Source organism: Oribacterium parvum ACB1, assembly GCF_000238055.2.
GTDB lineage: Bacteria > Bacillota > Clostridia > Lachnospirales > Lachnospiraceae > Oribacterium > Oribacterium parvum.
Window position 1 is genome coordinate 1,144,783 of record NZ_KE148312.1, and the last position, 19,049, is coordinate 1,163,831.

The following is a 19,049-nucleotide window of genomic DNA, read 5'->3' on the forward strand; positions in this document are numbered from 1 at the left end:
CTTCATCAAAAAAACGAAGGGAAGGAGGAGAAGATTGGAACAGGAAAACAGCTTGGAAATGCTGGTAACGACTGCACATGGAATTGCCCGTCATTTTGGAAGGGACTGTGAGGTTTGCATCCATGATATCAGTAAAAAAGATTTAGAGCATACGATTGTCTTTATCCTTAACGGTCATGTTACAGGACGGAGTGTGGGAGACGGAGCATCCAAAGTGGTGTTGGAAACTTTGGAAGCTTTGGAAAAGGGCGAGTGCATCGTGGATCATTTGGGATACCGGATTCAGACACAGGACGGTAGGATTCTGAAATCTTCTTCTATTTTTTTAAAGGATGACAGTGGGAAATATCGCTGGATTTTGGGTATTAATTACGATGTAACTGCCCTGATTAATATAGACGCAGCCCTGCAGTCCATCACCACAGTGGAAAAGGATGAAAAGCAGAACGAAGGCAGGATTCCGCACAATGTGAACGACCTTCTGGACAATCTTATCAATGAGAGTGTGAAAAAAATAGGAAAACCGCCTGCCCTCATGAATAAAGAAGAAAAGATTAAGGCAATACACTTTTTGCGGGACGCAGGAGCGTTTCTGATTACAAGATCCGGGGATAAGGTTTCCAGTTTTTTCGGAATCAGTAAATTCACTTTGTACAGCTATATAGACCAAAGTAAGCGCTAATTCACAAAAGAGTTGTTTAGAGCATTCTTCTCCATCCATTTTCGAGGAGAAATAAACATAAAGAGTAAGGTTAACGTAGTTTTAGGAGGAAAAAGATGCAGGAGTTAAAGTGGAAAATCAATGAAATGCCAAAGACAGAGGATAAGAATCTTCCCCTTATGTCGATGGAAGAAGTAAAGAAGGCAAGAACCTTCCATGAGAGTTTCCCGCAGTACACGCAGACCCCGTTGTGCAAGCTTCCCCATATGGCGAAGTATCTGGGATTGGGCAATGTTTATGTAAAGGACGAGTCTTACCGTTTCGGCTTAAATGCCTTCAAGGTACTTGGCGGTTCTTATGCCATTGCGCGTTACATTGCAGAGGAAACAGGAAAGGATATTTCCGAGCTTCCCTATAGTGTTTTAACATCCGACAAGCTGAAGGAAGAGTTCGGAACAGCAACCTTCTTCTCCGCTACCGACGGAAACCACGGAAGAGGAGTGGCTTGGGCTGCAAACAAGTTAAAGCAGAACTGCGTTATCATTATGCCGAAGGGTTCCACCGAGACTCGTCTGAATCATATTAAGGCGGAGAATGCCAAAGCATGGATCTCCGATGTGAACTATGATGAGTGTGTAAGACAGGCGGCGGCTCTTGCCGAGAAGGAAGAGCACGGAATCGTGGTGCAGGATACCGCTTGGGAAGGCTACGAGAAGATTCCGGCATGGATTATGGAAGGATACGGAACCATGGCGGATGAGGCGGCTGATCAGCTGGGAGAAAGACCCACACACGTCTTCGTACAGGCCGGTGTCGGTTCCTTGGCCGGCGCAGTTGTAGGATATTTTGCTAACCGTTATAAGGAGAATCCTCCCATCATGGTTGTGGTTGAGGCTTCTGTTGCGGATTGCCTTTACAAGGGTGCTGTGGCAAATGACGGAGATATCCGCATTGTTGACGGCGATATGATTACCATTATGGCCGGTCTTGCTTGTGGAGAGCCGAACATCACGTCTTGGGATATCTTAAAGAACCATGCAAAGGCCTTTATCTCTGCAGAAGATATCGTTGCTGCAAGAGGAATGAGAATGCTGAACGCTCCGCTAAAGGGAGACGATCAGGTCTACTCCGGAGAGTCCGGAGCAGCAGGCTTCGGTGCATTGGCGGCAATCATGCTGGAAGATGAGTTCAAGGATTTAAGAGAAAAGTTACAGCTGAATGAGAACAGTAAAGTTCTTTGCTTCAATACAGAGGGGGATACGGATCCCGAACGTTGGAAGAATATCATCTGGGAGGCAAAGGAAAAATAAGTTTTCGTTTGGGCTTTTCGAAAGTAAAGTTGCTATTCAGGACGAGTAGCATGGATAGGCCATGATGCCACATTCATAGTGAGTAGCGTGGATAAGCCACGATGCCGCATTCATAACGAGTAACGTGCATGATTGCACGATGACTCCTGTAAAGAGATGGTTCATTTTTAAAAATAAGGAGGAAAAAAATGGGACAGTTAAGTAAGGATGTATTGGAGGAGATTAAGAAGAGAGCAGAAGGCTATAAGGCGGACATGAGTGCTTTCTTAAGAGCAATCGTAAAGAACCCCGGAGAGTCTGCAGACGAGGCAAAGCACGTTGAGACTATCAAGAATGAGATGGAGAAGGTTGGCTTTGATGAGGTTAAGGTTGATCCGCAGGGTAACGTAATGGGATTCATGGGATCCGGAAAGACCCTGATCTGCTTCGACGGACATATCGATACCGTAGGAATCGGTAACAGAGCAAACTGGACATTCGATCCGTACGACGGATACGAGGATGACACCAAGATTGGTGGAAGAGGTGTTTCCGACCAGCTTGGCGGAACCGTTTCTGCAGTATATGCTGCAAAAATCATGAAGGACATGGGACTTCTGAACGATAAGTACCGCGTTATGGTAGTCGGAACAGTACAGGAAGAGGACTGTGACGGTCTTTGCTGGCAGTACATCATCAATGAAGACAAGATTCGTCCGGAGTTCGTTGTATCTTCCGAGCCTACAGACGGCGGATTATATAGAGGACAGAGAGGACGTATGGAGATTCGCATTGACGTGAAGGGTGTTTCCTGCCACGGTTCCGCTCCGGAAAGAGGAGACAATGCAATCTACAAGATGGCTGATATCCTTTCCGATGTTCGTGCATTAAACAACAACGGCGATGCTGAGTCTACATCTATCCGCGGATTGGTTAAGATGTTAAATCCGAAGTACAATGAGCAGTGGAAAGAGGCTCGTTTCTTAGGAAGAGGAACGGTTACCGCGTCCGAGATCTTCTTCACTTCTCCTTCTCGTTGTGCAGTAGCGGATAGCTGCGCTGTATCTCTTGACAGAAGAATGACCGCAGGAGAGACTTGGGAGTCTTGCCTTGAGGAAATCAGACAGCTTCCTGCTGTAAAGAAGTACGGCGAGGATGTAGTGGTTTCCATGTACAACTATGATCGTCCCTCCTTCACAGGATGTGTATACCCGATCGAGTGCTACTTCCCGACATGGGTACTTCCGGAGGATCACAAGTTATGTAAGGCTTCCGTTTCCGCATACAAGGATCTTTTCGGTGAGAAGAGAATCGGTGAAGTGGACACAGTGGCAGAGAGAGAGCCGAGACCTCTTCTTGACAAGTGGACTTTCTCCACAAACGGTGTTTCCATCATGGGAAGAAACGGTATTCCTGTTATCGGATTCGGACCGGGAGCTGAGGCTCAGGCACACGCACCGAACGAGATTACTTGGAAGAAGGATCTCGTAACCTGTGCAGCATTCTACGCAGCACTTCCACAGTATTACTGTGACTAATATTTTCCTAAAGGAAAATAATTGTAGAGCGTAGGTAGTAGGTAATTATGGTGGGTGTAAAAGCCCGCCAAATCATAAAAACTAAAACAAGGCTGAGCCTTAAAGGAGAAAAAATGGATAAGAAAAAAGCATTTGAAGAGCTGGTAAAAGAGATTAAGGGATTGAAGACGGACGACATGTACTTAAACGACTTCTTTCTGACATGGGAAAAGTCCGATGATGAGTTAAAGGCAGTATGGGATGTAGCAGACGCACTCAGAAACTTAAGAGAGAGAAATATCTCTACGAAGGTTTTTGATTCCGGACTTGGCATTTCCTTATTCCGTGATAACTCCACAAGAACTCGTTTCTCCTTCGCTTCCGCTTGTAACCTTCTCGGATTAGAGGTTCAGGACTTGGATGAAGGAAAGTCTCAGGTTGCGCACGGTGAGACCGTTAGAGAGACTGCTAACATGATTTCTTTCATGGCTGACGTGATCGGTATTCGTGATGATATGTATATTGGTAAGGGAAATGCTTACATGCACGAAGTTGCTGAAGCTGTTGAGGCAGGAAACAAGGACGGCGTTCTCGAGCAGAGACCGACTCTTGTTAACTTACAGTGTGATATCGACCACCCGACACAGTGTATGGCAGACGCTTTACATGTGATTCACGAGCTTGGCGGAATTGAGAACTTAAAGGGTAAGAAGCTCGCTATGACATGGGCTTACTCTCCCTCTTACGGAAAGCCGCTTTCCGTTCCGCAGGGTGTAATCGGTCTTTTCACAAGACTCGGCATGGAAGTTGTTCTTGCTCATCCGGAAGGATATGATGTAATGGGTGATGTTGTGGATGTTGCTAAGAAGAATGCCAAGGAGTCCGGCGGTTCCTTCAAGGTAACCAACGATATGAAGGAAGCATTTAAGGATGCGGATATCGTTTATCCGAAGTCTTGGGCTCCGTTCGCAGCGATGGAGAAGAGAACCAACCTCTACGGAGAGGGCGATACAGAGGGCATCAAGGCTCTGGAGAAGGAGCTTCTTGCACAGAACGCTCAGCACAAGGATTGGGCTTGTACAGAAGAGATGATGAAACTGACCAAGGGTGGAAAGGCTCTCTACATGCACTGCTTACCGGCTGACATCACCGGCGTTTCCTGCAAGGAAGGGGAAGTAGATGCTTCCGTATTCGATCGTTACAGAGATCCTCTTTACAAGGAAGCTTCCTTCAAGCCGTATGTTATTGCAGCTATGATTCTTTTAGAGAAGTTCAAGAATCCTGCAAAGGTTCTGGAAGAGCTGGAGAAGCGCGGACAGGATCGTATCATGGATATCGAGAAGTAAGAAGATAGCAACGCTTTAAGCGCAATGCACATTACAAACAAGAAATTGCAAGCATTGCGAGATGATGAATTAAAGACAGAGCGCTCCGAGTAATCGGAATGCTCTGTTTTTCTTTAGTTTTTAACAAGTGGCGAAGCGAAGTCTGAGACAGCTTGTTTGTGAAAATAAATAGGAAAATAATTTCTCTTTTTCAGATTTGAATAGAAGTTTTTTTGTTTAAATGGTACAATCAAGGATATCTTTGAGATAGCTTGCGGATGGCTTTGTATTGTTATTTGGAATGGCTTTTGAAGTGGCTTTGAAATGGCTTTTGAAGTGGCTTGTAAAAAAGCTTTTTGCAATGCCTTTCGTAATAGTTATAGGTGTTGAAAGGAGAAGTAGAAATGGACAGTATTGCAGAGAGAATCAGCGAGGTCGGAATTGTTCCGGTAATCAAGCTGAAGAATCCGGAAAGAGATGCCGTGAATTTAGCGAAGAGCCTTTGTAAGGGAGGGATTCCGATTGGAGAAGTAACATTTCGTGCGGAGGGAGCCGACACGGCGCTTCGACTTATGAGTACGGCGGTTCCGGAAATGCTCCTTGGAGCCGGTACGGTTACCACGACGGAGCAGATAGACAGAGCCATAGACGCCGGTGCAAAATTCGTGGTATCTCCCGGTTTTGATGAGGATTTGATTCGTTACGCACAGGAGAAGAACATTCCGATTTATCCCGGAGTAAGCTCTGCAAGTGAGTATCACAAGGCTTTAAAGTATGATTTAAAGCTCTTGAAATTCTTCCCTGCAGAACAGCTTGGCGGGCTTCCGATGATTAAAGCTCTTGCAGGTCCCTTCCCTATGTTTAAGATTATGCCCACAGGAGGTATTTCTCTGAAGAACCTTGGAGAATATATGGCTTCTCCTCTTATTGCCGCTTGCGGCGGAAGCTATATGGTAAATGACAAACTGATTGAAGACGGAGAATGGGAGGAAATCACGAGACTTTGTGAGGAATCCGTTGCCATTATCAAAGAAGCAAGAATGCATAGATGAATAGATATAGGGTGAGTATTACATTTTCAATGCAATTAGATAGTTTTAAAGAAAAATCAGATAGAGAATAGTTGGAGGTATTCATGTCAAAGGTAGTCTGTTTTGGAGAAATTATGCTGCGTCTGCAGCCCTATAATTATGAGCGTTTTATTCAGGCGGAAAGAGTGCAGTTCAGCTTCGGCGGAGCGGAAGCGAATGTAGCGGTTTCTCTTGCGAATTTCGGAGTGGATATTGCTTATGTTACGAAGCTTCCCTCTCACATGGTCGGACAGGCGGCAATCAACTCTCTTAGAAGATACGGGGTGGATACCTCGAAGGTTGTGCGTGGAGGGGACAGAGTAGGGATCTATTTCAATGAGAAGGGCGCTTCCCAGCGTCCCAGCATCTGTACTTATGACAGAGCGCATTCCGCTATTTCCGAAGCAAAGAAAGAGGATTTTGATTGGGAAAGCATCTTTAGCGGTGCGGAGTGGTTCCATTTTACCGGCATCACCCCCGCCCTTTCCGAAAATGTACTGGAAATCTGTAAAGAAGCCTGTCAGGTGGCAAAGAAAAAGGGTGTAAAGATTTCCTGTGACGTCAATTATCGCAGTAAGTTGTGGACAAAAGAAGCGGCAAGAGAGGCTATGACGGCTCTTAGCGAATACATTGACATGATTATTATAAATGAAGAGGATGCGAAGATTGTTTTCGGAATCGAAGCGGATAAAACGGATGTCAATACCGGAAAGTTAAACAAGGAAGGCTACGAGGAGGTAGCCCGGAAGCTCATGGAGCAGTTCCGATTCTCCGAAGTGGCTATTACGCTTAGAGAGAGTAAGAGTGCCTCGGACAATGATTGGTCCGGTCTTCTTTATGACGGAAAGGAATGTCTCTTCTCGAAGGTTTATCCGGTGCATATCGTAGACCGTATCGGCGGAGGAGACAGCTTTGCGGCAGGACTTATTTACTCTCTCTTAAAAGGAGATACCGGCAGAAAAGCACTCGAGTTTGCCGTGGCGGCTTCCGCACTAAAGCACAGTATTGAGGGGGACTACAATATGGTCACGGTTCCCGAAGTGGAGAAGCTTGCCGGCGGAGACAGTTCCGGAAGAGTACAGAGATAAGCTGATATTTTGAACTATAAAAGGCGGTATTTAGCATTTGCTAATATTTTTATAGTTGCTTTTGGAATAAGCACTATACTTTGTGAAAAAAATGGCGTAAAATTCTACATAGTAGCTGTGCGGCGGCATTTTTTTTGATGCTAAGAGACATGAAAGATTAAAAAATCCGAATTGTCCGCACCGTGGAAGAGATGGAAGCATATTAAGGAAAGGAATAGGGAAAAGCTATGGATCAGGAAAAGTTACAGCGCATTTTAAAGAAGATGGAAGAGCGTGATTTATCACAGATGATTATTACAGACCCTCCTGCAATTTTCTACTTAACAGGAAAGTGGATTATTCCGGGAGAAAGAATGCTCGCTTTATATATTAATACGAAGGGCGTGAAGCACCTTTTCGTAAATCGTATGCTTCCGCAGGAGAAGGACTTAGGCGTTGAGATTACTTATTTTGACGACACGGAAGATCCTGTAGCGATCCTCTCCGGCGTGATTGAGAAGGATAAGCCGATCGGTATCGATAAGACTTGGCCGTCCCGTTTCCTTTTACGCCTCCAGGAATTAAAGGCAGGAAGCTCTTTCGTGAACGGTTCCGTTATCGTAGATAAGGTTCGTCAGATTAAGAGTAAGAAAGAGCAGGAGCTGATGATTGAGTCCTCTCTTGTAAACGATAAGGTTATGGAAGAGCTTGTTCCTTATGTTGTGAAGGGACTTTCCGAGAAGGAATTAAATGCCGTTACCAGAGATCTCTTTAAGAAGCACGGTTGCTCCGGTGTATCCTTTGACCCGATTACCGCATATGGACACGGTGCCGCAGATCCGCACCATGTAACGGATGACAGCAAGGGAAAGAAGGGAGATTGCGTAATCCTTGATATCGGCGGCGTGTTAAACGATTATATCTCCGATATGACCAGAACCGTATTTATCGGTGAAGTTAGCGAAAGACATAAGGAGATTTACCAGATTGTTCGTGATGCGAACTTAAAGGGTATCGCTATGGCAAAGCCCGGAAACAGAATGTGCGATGTAGACCTTGCTTGCCGTAACTATATCGAAGAGAAGGGTTACGGACAGTATTTTACGCATAGAACCGGACACTCCGCAGGAATCGAAGACCATGAAGTTGGAGACGTTTCTTCCGTAAATGAAGAAATCATCGAAGTTGGACAGTGCTTCTCCGTAGAGCCGGGTATCTATATTCCGGAGGAGAATATCGGTGTTCGTGTAGAAGACCTGGTAATCATTACAGAAGACGGATGCAAGATTTTAAACCACTACACCAAGGACCTTCTTGTAGTGAAGGAAGACGGAAGCCTTGTAGTTGCAGAGTAAAATCTGTAGAGCTTAAATGAGCTTGACAGATTGCATTCGACAGATTGAACTCGTCAGGGAAGATTCAATCTGTATACTGGAAAGCGATTAAAACAGAATAAAAGGATAGCGTGACTATAGCTGATGCGGAAAGCAAGTAGACTATACTTGCAGAGGCGGAGCTATAGTCACATCTATGATAAAAAATTAACAAACTTGACAAAATGCTATAGAAAAGAGATTTTGTCATAAGAGGGAGAGAGACAATGGCTAAAATTACTGAAGGAACAATGCCCTATTTGGGATATGAGACATATTACAGAATTGTAGGAGAGAAGAACCCGAATAAGGCACCTTTACTTTTATTACATGGTGGACCGGGATCCACACACAACTATTTTGAGGTGTTAGATGATCTTGCCGACAGAGATAACAGACAGATTATCATGTACGACCAGATCGGATGCGGAAACTCCTTCGTAGACGGACATCCGGAACTTTGGACGAAGGAAACTTGGGCAAATGAGCTTGTGGCTCTTCGTGAGCATTTGGGACTCGATAAGGTGCATCTTCTCGGACAGTCTTGGGGCGGTATGCTGGCTATCATCTATGGCTGCGACTATGCACCGAAGGGCGTAAAGAGTATCGTGCTTTCTTCCACCCTTCCCTACAATGCAATCTGGGAAAGTGAGCAGAAGCGTCGTGTTAGCTATATGACCGCGGAGCAGCAGGCTGCTATTAAGAAGGCGGAGGATACAGGAAATTACGACGATCCCGACTACCTTGCAGCAATCAATGTTTTCATGGAGAAATATTGCTACGGCGTAATCAACGAAGATTCTCCGGAGTGCTTAACCAGAAAGAAGAAGGCCGGAGTTGAGCCTTATGTAGTAGGCTGGGGACCGAATGAATTTACACCGACAGGAACGCTTAAGGATTATAACTACATGGAGAAGCTGCACAGCTTTGCTTATCCGACCTTAATCTGTGACGGTGCGGAAGACCTCTGCTCTCCCTATATCGCTAAGATGATGTATGATGCGATTCCGAATGCAAAGTGGGAGCTTTTTGCTTACTCCAGACATATGTGCTTTGTGGACGAGGGTCCAAAGTACAAGGAGATTCTCTTAAAGTGGTTAAATGAGAACGACTAAGCGCTAAAAAGATAAGGTGCCGATGATACAGTGCGTTGATATAGAGAAGTTGCCTGTTAAAAGCGGGTGACTTCTCTTTTTTCTATAAAATAATATTCGTACTCCATCGGAAGCGACTAAAATAGAGTAAAGAATTTGGAATGGCATAAAGTCGGAAAGGAAGCAAAATGGGGAAAAAAGTCAATCTTGCTGTAATCGGGTTAGGACAAAGGGGCGCCGAGCTTTTGAAAAATGTCTATACGGAGCACCCGGATGTGGAGTTTATTGCGCTCTGCGATGTATATGAAGACCGGGTGGAGGAGACTGCCCGGGTGTTAAAGGAGATGGGAAGGGTAGAGCCGAAAAAGTTTTCCGACTATCGGGAGATGCTGAAGATGCCCGAATTGGACGCAGTGCTTATCTGTGCCTCATGGGAAATGCACAGTGAAATGGCAAAGGACTGCATGCGCGCAGGAAAGGCGGTAGCCTGTGAGGTAGGCGGTGCCTATTCCCTGCAGGAGTGCTGGAAGCTCGTGGAGTGCCATGAAGAGACGAAAACACCGCTGATGTTTATGGAAAACTGCGTGTACGGAAGAGATGAGTTGATGGTTCTTCGTATGGCAGAGGAAGGCGTTCTTGGGGAAATTGTGCATTGTGAGGGAGGCTATCGCCATGATCTGAGAGAGGAGATCTCTTTCGGGCGGGAGAAGCGCCACTACCGCCTGGATAACTACATTCATCGAAATACGGAAAATTATCCGACGCATGAGCTTGGACCTATCGCAAAAATCCTGCATATCAATAAAGGAAACCGAATGTTGACTCTGAGCTCCATGGCATCCAAGGCTTGCGGCTTGCGAGAGTATATCCGGGATAAAAAACCGGAGGACCAAGTTCTTCGGAATACGGTTTTTCAGCAGGGAGATGTGGTCAATACCATGATTCGCTGTGCAAATGGAGAAACGATTCTTCTGACTTTGGACACCACCCTTCCCCGCTACTATTCCCGAGGCTTTACCGTGCAAGGCACGAAGGGGATGTATATGGAGGACAATGCCTCTATTTTCCTAGATAATGACGAGGGGGCGAAAGACCACTTTGAATGGAAAAAGCAGTGGGGCAACGTGGAGCGTTTTCGTGAAAAATACGAACACCCGCTCTGGAGGGACTACCTCAAGGCGGGTGTGAAAAAAGGACACGGCGGCATGGACTATCTGGTCTTTTCCGATTTTATAAAGGGAATACAGGAAGGTAGCCCGATGCCCGTGGATGTGTATGATATGGTGAGCTGGATGAGCATTTCCGCCCTTGCGGAAGAATCCATTGCCCTCGGGGGACAGCCGGTCGCTATTCCCGATTTTACAAATGGGAAATGGATTAAATAAGTGCTTTACTCCACCCTGGTGCAATACATAAAGTAGCAATGTCCACTGGAGAGATGTTGAACTCCTCGCAGGTTCGGGCGGATTAAGTAGTTATCCTTGGGAAATACCAACGGAACCATAGGCAGGTCCTTTAGGAGGAGATGCTCTGCTTTATGCAATGCTTTGGAGCGCTTCTTCCCGTCCGTTTCTTTTGTGGCGGTTTCTATGAGAGAATCATATTTATCATTATGATAATGAGCGCAGTTGTTTGGATCTTCGGAACGGAAGAGGTTCAGTAGTTGCAGAGGCTCGTCGTAGTCATAGACCCATGCAAAACGGCTAAGCTCAAAGTCTCCTGTTTTCTGGGCTTCGGAAACGGCCTTCCAGTCTCGGGTATCGATTTCCATCATAACCCCGAGCTCTTTAAATGTACTTTGCAGGTATTCCGCAATACTGTCGTTGGCTCCTCCGGCGTTGTTCAGATATTTTACCTGCGGAAATCCCACTCCGCCGGGATATCCTGCTTCCTTCATGAGTTTTTTTGCCTCTTCCAGATCCTTTTCATACTCATCAATATGGAAGGGGCTCTTATATTCTTTTAAGCTCTTTTCCATAAAGGAGCTGCCGTTAGCAGGATCGCTTACACCTTCACAGACAAGGCTTGCAGCAGGGCTCCGGTATCCTTCAAAAATAGTATCCGCGATATGCTTTTTATCAATAGCAAGAGCAAAGGCTTTCCGTATCTTCACATCATTAAAGGGAGGCTTTTCCGTATTAAAGACTATCCCGGAGGTTCCCAGGAGAGGATAAGCCTTAAAAGCGTCGGAGTTTCGGAGATTTGCCATTTCCTCAGACGGAATACGGTTCGTAACATCCAGACTTCCCTCCAGATAGGCATTGTAAGCGAAATTATCGTCGCCCGTAAGATGGAAGACCAGCTCTTCTACCGTTACCCTATCCGCATCGTAGTAGTAGGGATTTTTCTTTAGAGAGATATAGTCCCCGTTTACGTATTCACTCATCTGATATGCACCGTTAGAGATGTAGGAGGAAGGGTCTGTGCACCAAGATTCCCCCTTTTCCTCGATGATATCCTTCCTAAGAGGAACCAGAGCAGTGAAAGCGGCAACTTTATCAAAATAAGCAACAGGACTGTAGAGTTGAATGACCAGCGTTTTTTCATCCGTTGCCTTGACTTGGAGCGCTTCGAGATTTCCATGGCTGGCTTCTTCGTATCCGGCAACCATATTTAACATATCGTAACTATAGGGCGCTGCCGTCTTCGGGTCTGCCAGTCTTTTAAAGGCATAAACAAAATCTTCGCTCGTGAGATCCTTTCCGTCAGACCATTTCAGTCCCTCTCTAAGAGTGAAGATCCAAGTTACCTTATCCTTGGAAACTTCCCAGCTTTCCGCCATGGCGGGAAGAATGCTTCCGTCTTCACCGTATTTTACCAGACCTTCAAAACAGTGCATAATCATCGTTCCGCCATCTAAGGTGGAATTACGCTGCGGATCCATGGTTTCCGGCGACGGACCGATGCAGACATCGAGCTTTGCAATCGGATCCCCCTCTCCGGCGTTTAAGTTCTGTTCTCCTTCTGCCGTGGCGGAAGCCTTGCTTTTATTTTTCTTCCCGCCGCAGGATGCGAGAGAAAGAGCAATCATACTCAGGCAGAGAATCTTCGCCAGTACTTTTTTCATATAAACCTCCTTGTATCGTTTCCTTCCTTATAAAAATGCAAAGATGATTTCCTGATAAGAATTGTAGCGGTATTTCCTTAGACGCTGTATAATCGCTAAGGATGTACTACCAATTTCGGCGAAAAATCACAAAATAATTATATGAAATTAAAGAAGAATGAAGGTTTATACGGATGAGAGAAGAGGAGAATCAAGAGAAGAGCAGAAATCGCATAAAAGGAATCCTCTCTATTATTCTTTCCGCTGCCGGTTTTGCAGGAATGGGATTTTTCGTAAAGATGGCAGGAAACGTGCCGGTTATGGAAAAAGCCATGTTTAGAAATGCGGTAGCCGCGATAATCGCGCTCCTTATGATGAAACAGGGCAGGGTGTCCTTTTATGTAGAAAAGGAAAACAGGAGCAGTCTCTTCCTGCGTTGCTTCTTTGGAACGAGCGGTTTGCTTTGTAATTTCTGGGCACTTTCCTATCTTAAGCTGGGAGATGCCAGTATACTACAGAAAATGGCTCCGTTTTTTTCCATTATTATGTCCATCTTCATATTAGGAGAGAGGCCGAATAAGATTGCGATTCTTTCCGTAATCCTTGCCCTGTGCGGTGCGGCCTTTGTGGTAAAACCCGGTCAGGGGCTTCTCGGGATTCCGGCTTTGATAGGACTTCTTGGCGGATTTTGTGCCGGAACGGCATACACCTTTGTGCGAAGATTGGGCTTAAGAGGAGTCAAGGGACCGCAGATTGTTTTTTATTTTTCGCTTTTCTCTCTCATTGCGGTTTTGCCCTTTTGCATACTGCAAGGTAGGGCTATGAGCGGAAGAGAGCTTCTTTTTTTACTGGGCGCCGGAATATGTGCCGCTATGGGGCAGATTTTTGTTACGAAAGCTTATGCCTATGCCCCGGCAAAGGAAATCTCGGTCTATGATTATAGTCAGGTACTCTTTTCCGCCCTTTTGGGATTTTTTATCCTGCAGGAAGTACCGGACCTTTTCAGCTTTATCGGCTATGCCCTAATTTTTGGCGTTGCCCTTTGGAAGTGGAAAAAGGGATAGGGAAGAAATACAATACAGCATGTACTATGAGGAAGTAAAATGAAGGAAGTAAAACAGAATCAATTAAACGAAGTAAAACAGAATCAATTAAATGAAGTGAAACAGAATCAATTAAATGAAGTGAAACAGAATTTAATGAATGAAACGATACAGAAGAGGAAATCGAGGCGCGTATTTTCTAAAAAACAACTGAGTGAAGCGCTTTTACAAAAGATAGAAGAAAAAATCAGAAAGATTGATGTAAAGTATGATGTCAATATTGAACTCATAGAAGACGGAAGTAAAGCCTTTGCAAGCTTTGGAAAGAGCTACGGGCTGTTTAAAAATGTGCGGAGTCTTATCCTATTGAAAGGGAATCCGGGAATGCGCCACTTTCGGGAGAAAATGGGCTATTATGGAGAAAAGCTTCTTCTTTTCGCGGAGAGCTTGGGCCTCGATACCTGCTGGGTGGGCGGAACCTTCGACCGGGAAAGCTTCTCTTATCCAGAGGAAGAGCATATACAGGCTGTGATTCTACTCGGCTATGCCGGAGACGGAGGAATTCGGGAAAAACTTCTCTCATCCCTTCTTCATAAGAAGAAACCCTGGGAAGCCTGTATAGAAGGAGACAGCCCCTATCCGAAGTGGGTAAAAGAGGGAATGGAGGCGGTTGCTCTTGCGCCGAGTGCCTTAAACAAACAAAAGCCCTTCTTTCATTATCATAATGGAATCTTGACTGCGACAGTGAAAAATGACTTTGAGATGGATATGGTGGATTTAGGCATTGCCAAGCTGCACTTTGAGCTTGGTGTGGGAAGCGGACACTTTGTTCTGGGAAACGGTGCAGAGTTCGCTCCGGAGGGCTGATAGCATCATAAAAGACAGCAAAAAGAGCCGAAGCGAATGAAGTCTTACAAAATTTGTCAAGGATTTTATATTGTTTTTATAATTATTTTTTATTTTTTTCTTGCTTTTCTCTATCCAAGTAGTATGATTAAGCTCGTTGTGTGAAAAGGCAACTTAATTGTACACAATTCAGTAGGGGTTGTTCAGAAGGATTTGAGGACTCCGGAAATCGAGAGAAATGAACGTATTACACTTCATAGTGCGAAGAGGAAAAAGAGTAGCGCTGCTATGAAGGAGAATTCATGAAAAAGGGAGAATACAAATGAGAAAGAAGAATCTTAGTGTAAAAGTAGCGGCACTTGCAATGTCCGGAACCCTTGCTATGGCTCCGATGACCGTTAGAGCAGAAGAAGCCGCAGTAGCACCTGCAACAACAAGTACAGAGACAACGGAAACAACAAATTCGACTGCAGCAAACACGGCAGCAGCAGAAAGCAGCGCAACTGTAAGCGGAACAACTGAAAGCGGTACAGGAGCTACTGCGGGTACGACAACTGCACCGGCACCGGTAACCGTGGAGGAGACGCCTGTAGATTCGAGTACGACAGTACCGAATAATGTGAATACCGTTGTTTCTGATGATGATAAGCAAGGAACAGATATCGGCCTTCAAATTCGTAATCGAAAGCTGGAAGCAAAGATATCCGCTTCGGATGCTAACGAAAATGGCGAGGACCCAATTTCCGGAAAGAATCCGTCTTTAAATGTAATTCCTGACATTGCTAATTTAAAAAATAAAGATGTTGTAATGCAAGGAGATCTTTCCATTGCAAAGGACGGAAGTACGGACTATGATACAACCACTACAGATCTTTATGAAGTTAATAAAGAGGATACTTACTCTTTAAAGGCGAAATTGGATGTGAATGCAGTAAACAACGCAATTAATGCATCTGCAAAATTTCATCCTCTTATGCCCTATGTGAATGTAGACAAGATGGAAACAGGGCTTCGTGCAAAATTTGAGATGGCAAACAATCTTGATGGAAGCTTCCATCTTCCGACGGACCTTGAGGATGCCAAGAAGCATTATGAGTTAAAATCTGACGATGGTAATCCTATGATTTATCGCATTAACTATGGCAATTCCAATTTTGCAAAGGACAAGGTTGAACTCGCTATGGATTTGGATTTGAGCAAATATCCCAATCCGCAGGACCAGATCAGTACCTTTGGAAGCCTAAACAACCTGATTAACAACTCCGCTAAAAAGATTCAGCTCATTATGAAGGGGATTAAGTTTAATTCCGCATCCGCTAATGCAGAAGTAAACGAGACGCCTACGGAAAAGACCACAACTGCAGAGGGAGCAATCCGCGGAACCTTAGTGGGCTATATGAAGGCGGATGTAAGCTTCTTAGGGATAAGTGGTAAAGCCTCCTATACTTGGGGCGCTATTCAGAATGCTGATGGCCGTGATTTTGTAGTAGGTCGTGATAGAGTTGCAGGCGCAAAAAACGGCATTAACACCGTGGATCTTACTGTAAAGATGACGACAACAGAGAATAAGGTACAACCGGTTAATCCCGTACAGCCTGTTAACCCGGGCAATGGAGGAAACGGCGGTAACGGTGGCAATGGCGGAAATGGTGGTGGAGACAGAACCCCGATTATTCCAACCGTGACTCCTGTTGTAACACCGAATGAGAATACTCCTGCTGATCCGGGACAGGTTCTTGGTGTAGACCGTCCGGTTTCGGTTGACAATGCAGTAAGCGTTGAGGAGAAAAAGGGAGAGGTGCTTGGTGCAACTCGTCCGAGTACTAAGGCAGTAGCTACCCGTGCAACGGTTTCTACAGGAGACAACAATTACTCCGCTCTTTGGGCTTCCCTTTTCGGATTGTCCTTAGCATCTCTTGCAGGATTTGTAGTACTTCGTAAGAAGGAGCAGAACTAAAAAATGGAGTTTCTTTAAGAAAAATAACTCTTATAAAAAAGCTTGTCTGTTTGATGCGGACAAGCTTTTTAATTATTAAAGAGTAACACTTATGAATCGTAGGCTATCGCATATCTTACAAAAAAGGCTGTAAAAAAATTAGAGCTGACGTATTTATTGCTGTGCCGACCTTTTGAGGGGTAATCTGAGCCCGTGGGTACTTGCGAAAAACAAATGAAATGCAGTTTTTCGCTTAGTATCCCCTACGTGGCGAGGTTAGCGAGAGCGTGCCCCGAGAAGGGTCGACACAGCATAAATCAGTTTTGATTTTTTATAGCCTTTTTTGTATGTATAGAAATAAGCCCTTCAGATTACATAAGCTCTATCTGAGTTCTCTATCCTTCTCTTTCAAACTGAACTTTCCGACAAGACCATTCATTTTTTCAGACTGTTTGGAGAGCTCCTTTGAGGCTGCGGCAGATTCTTCTGCAGTTTCCGTGTTGCTCTGTACGACAGAGGAAATGCGGTTTAAGCCCTCATTTAACTGATCAATGCCCTTTGCTTCTTTTTCCGAGGCAAGGGATATAGAGGAAATGATATTGTTGATTTTTTGTGATTGCCCGGAAACGATAGACAAAGATTCCTTCGTTTCTTCGGAAATCCGTGCTCCCTTGTTAACGGCATCAATCGTTTCCTCAATCAGAAAGGCAGTATTTTTGGCGGCCTTTGCCGATCTTTGCGCTAAATTTCCAACCTCATCCGCAACGACGGCAAAGCCCTTTCCCGCTATCCCCGCTTTTGCCGCTTCGATTGCGGCATTTAGAGATAAGATATTGGTTTGAAATGCAATATCGTCAATGGTTTTGATGATCTTATGGATTTCATGTGATTTTTCCGTAATATCCAGCATAGCAGAGTTCATTTCTTCCATTTTTTCATTGCTGTTTCCGACCGCTTTCTCTGCTTCCTGCGAAAGACTAAGTGCGTTTAAGGTCATTTCTGCCGTTTCTTTTATGTTTATGGACATATCGTTCATGGTCAGGCTCAGTTCTTGAACGGCATTTGCCTGATTGGAAGCGCCTGTAGAAAGGGAGTCGGCAAAGGTATTTACCTTACCGGCAGCGGTATTGACCGAGAAAGAGCTCCCCTTGATTTCGCCCATAGTGCCGTTTAAATCGGCTAAGATGTCCTGCAGGTTTTGCAATATGGGTGCATATTCTCCGATATAGAGCTCTGTATTCCGAAAGTCCTCGGAGAGATTTCCTCTTGCAATCTGAGAAAGCTTTTCCGATAAGTCTTGAATGATGCTTTGTATTCTTTCCACTACCTTCTCTATACTTAGGAAAATGCTTCCGATCTCGTCCTGATAGGGATAGTGTATATCATGGGAAAAATCTCCCTGCGCAAGGGAGTCTCCTGCAAGTACAATTTTCTGTAGAGGAGCCAGACTCTTTCGAATAAAGAAATAGCCGGCAAAAACCAAGACAAGGATTCCCAAAAGGGCGAGAGGGACGGCAACCATAACCATACTGGAAATGGCAGAGGTATATTCTTTTTCGGAAACAGCGATAGAAACCCACCAGGTTACGCCCTCCACCCGAATCGGTCTTGCATTGTATTGAATCAACTCTCCTTTTGCATTTCGAATATAGGTAGAGAAGGCTTCATTTTTGGCAAATAGGGATTCTAAAAGTTTTGCGCTCTTCTCCGGAAGGACCTCCTGTATGGTTTTTTCATTTTCTTCCTCGTTCATGCTGTACATGATTCGTCCACTCGTATCGATGACACTGCTGTAAAGGGTTTTAAAACGCTGATCCTCCTGTTTTACGATACCGAAGGCGGATGTGTCCATGTCCAGGATGACCACACCTTTAAACTCATCTGCATAGAATATGGGAACAACTACGGACACAACATATTCGTTCGTGCCGTAGTTCGGGTAGGCGTTCGTGAGTACCAGCCCCTTATTTTCCCGGGCACGGATATAGTAGTCCTGATCCTTGTAGTTGACATAGGCGGCATTTGTGACTTCTCGCTTCTCGACCTGCTCCCTTGTCATATAGGGGGCATATTCTTGTACGCCCTTATAAAAAGCTTCCGGCTCCAAAAATACTCCTGCACCGAGGAGTGCTTCGTTATTCTTGATTGCGGAATACAGAGAATCCAGAATGGTGGTTTCCGCATTATATCGACTTGCAGGAATGGCAGTACTGATAATGCGGGAATGAAACATGGTGCCGCTCATATCCTCTGTTTCCAAGAGCTTTCCATAGTCGTCATAGATGGTCCATGGATTTGCGGGAATTCCGCCGGGGAGATCGTTTTGCTCAAAAATATACATCATCCCCTCTTTGATGGTGTTTCCTATGGTTTCTTCCCGGGTAACGACATTTTCCAGATCGGCAATGCCCAGACTGATCTTATCGTTCATATTGCCAAGCAGGGATTGGTAGAGAGCATTTTTTCCCATATAGATAATGGAAATGCTGATGGCGGACAGAACAAGAATGCTTAATATACCGGTCATGATAGACATCCGGGAGCTTAACTTCATCTTTTTCCAGCGGAAAATCGGCTTGCTGTCTGCTTTATTCTTCATTTTTAACTTCCTCTCACACGAACAAAATCTGAATGCTTATTTATATCGTCCGAGAAAAGGGAGATTATTAAAAATAAGTCCAACCGGAAGATAAAATATAGAAAAGAAAGAATAAAAAATATTTATCAAGAAAATGAGAACTGTGACTTTTGCAACACTACTGTGTTTGGCTTCATGTTACAG

14 protein-coding genes are annotated in these 19,049 nt (G+C 44.9%); 12 read left to right on the forward strand and 2 right to left on the reverse strand.

Annotated features, from left to right (window positions below; genetic code table 11):
* Positions 1 to 58 precede the first annotated feature (58 nt).
* From HMPREF9625_RS05250 to HMPREF9625_RS05290, 9 genes are all read left to right on the forward strand, one after another.
* Complete coding sequence (locus HMPREF9625_RS05250) at positions 59 to 682, forward strand: helix-turn-helix transcriptional regulator (RefSeq protein WP_051019846.1); 624 nt, start codon at positions 59 to 61, stop codon at positions 680 to 682.
* 95 nt (positions 683 to 777) lie between these two features.
* Complete coding sequence (dpaL, locus tag HMPREF9625_RS05255) at positions 778 to 1,971, forward strand: diaminopropionate ammonia-lyase (protein WP_009534955.1); 1,194 nt, start codon at positions 778 to 780, stop codon at positions 1,969 to 1,971.
* Between the two features lie 188 nt (positions 1,972 to 2,159).
* The gene (locus HMPREF9625_RS05260) at positions 2,160 to 3,488 is read left to right on the forward strand and encodes a YgeY family selenium metabolism-linked hydrolase (RefSeq protein WP_009534954.1); all 1,329 of its coding nucleotides are present in this window, start codon (positions 2,160 to 2,162) and stop codon (positions 3,486 to 3,488) included.
* Between the two features lie 113 nt (positions 3,489 to 3,601).
* Positions 3,602 to 4,813, forward strand: coding sequence for a knotted carbamoyltransferase YgeW (ygeW, locus tag HMPREF9625_RS05265; protein ID WP_009534953.1), 1,212 nt, complete (start codon positions 3,602 to 3,604; stop codon positions 4,811 to 4,813).
* 383 nt (positions 4,814 to 5,196) lie between these two features.
* Entirely contained in the window at positions 5,197 to 5,844 is a 648-nt protein-coding gene (eda, locus tag HMPREF9625_RS05270) for a bifunctional 4-hydroxy-2-oxoglutarate aldolase/2-dehydro-3-deoxy-phosphogluconate aldolase (protein WP_009534952.1), read from the forward strand.
* 83 nt (positions 5,845 to 5,927) lie between these two features.
* The gene (locus HMPREF9625_RS05275; RefSeq protein ID WP_009534951.1) at positions 5,928 to 6,950 is read left to right on the forward strand and encodes a sugar kinase; all 1,023 of its coding nucleotides are present in this window, start codon (positions 5,928 to 5,930) and stop codon (positions 6,948 to 6,950) included.
* Positions 6,951 to 7,177: 227 nt separating this feature from the next.
* Positions 7,178 to 8,284 carry a M24 family metallopeptidase gene (locus HMPREF9625_RS05280; RefSeq protein ID WP_009534950.1) on the forward strand — a complete coding sequence of 369 codons (1,107 nt, stop codon included), beginning with the start codon at positions 7,178 to 7,180 and terminating at the stop codon, positions 8,282 to 8,284.
* 245 nt (positions 8,285 to 8,529) lie between these two features.
* Positions 8,530 to 9,417, forward strand: coding sequence for a proline iminopeptidase (gene pepI, locus HMPREF9625_RS05285; protein ID WP_009534949.1), 888 nt, complete (start codon positions 8,530 to 8,532; stop codon positions 9,415 to 9,417).
* A 167-nt stretch (positions 9,418 to 9,584) separates the two neighbouring features.
* Entirely contained in the window at positions 9,585 to 10,781 is a 1,197-nt protein-coding gene (locus HMPREF9625_RS05290; RefSeq protein WP_009534948.1) for a Gfo/Idh/MocA family protein, read from the forward strand.
* A 5-nt stretch (positions 10,782 to 10,786) separates the two neighbouring features.
* Here the strand turns inward: HMPREF9625_RS05290 and HMPREF9625_RS05295 are convergent, their stop codons facing one another.
* On the reverse strand, positions 10,787 to 12,463 hold the full coding sequence (locus HMPREF9625_RS05295; RefSeq protein ID WP_009534947.1) for a peptide ABC transporter substrate-binding protein: 1,677 nt from the start codon (positions 12,461 to 12,463) through the stop codon (positions 10,787 to 10,789).
* 173 nt (positions 12,464 to 12,636) lie between these two features.
* On the opposite strand from HMPREF9625_RS05295, the gene HMPREF9625_RS05300 reads away from it, so the two are divergent.
* From HMPREF9625_RS05300 to HMPREF9625_RS05310, 3 genes are all read left to right on the forward strand, one after another.
* Positions 12,637 to 13,506 (forward strand): DMT family transporter, encoded by an 870-nt coding sequence (locus tag HMPREF9625_RS05300; RefSeq protein WP_009534946.1) that lies wholly within the window; start codon positions 12,637 to 12,639, stop codon positions 13,504 to 13,506.
* Between the two features lie 39 nt (positions 13,507 to 13,545).
* Positions 13,546 to 14,352, forward strand: a complete 807-nt coding sequence (locus HMPREF9625_RS05305; protein WP_009534945.1) for a nitroreductase family protein — start codon at positions 13,546 to 13,548, stop codon at positions 14,350 to 14,352.
* A 301-nt stretch (positions 14,353 to 14,653) separates the two neighbouring features.
* A complete protein-coding gene (locus tag HMPREF9625_RS05310) occupies positions 14,654 to 16,288 on the forward strand; it encodes a hypothetical protein (protein ID WP_009534944.1) in 1,635 nt (544 codons plus the stop codon).
* Positions 16,289 to 16,649: 361 nt separating this feature from the next.
* On the opposite strand, the gene HMPREF9625_RS05315 is transcribed toward HMPREF9625_RS05310, so the two are convergent.
* Positions 16,650 to 18,866: a methyl-accepting chemotaxis protein gene (locus HMPREF9625_RS05315; RefSeq protein ID WP_009534943.1), complete on the reverse strand. Its 2,217-nt coding sequence runs from the start codon at positions 18,864 to 18,866 to the stop codon at positions 16,650 to 16,652.
* Positions 18,867 to 19,049 lie beyond the last annotated feature (183 nt).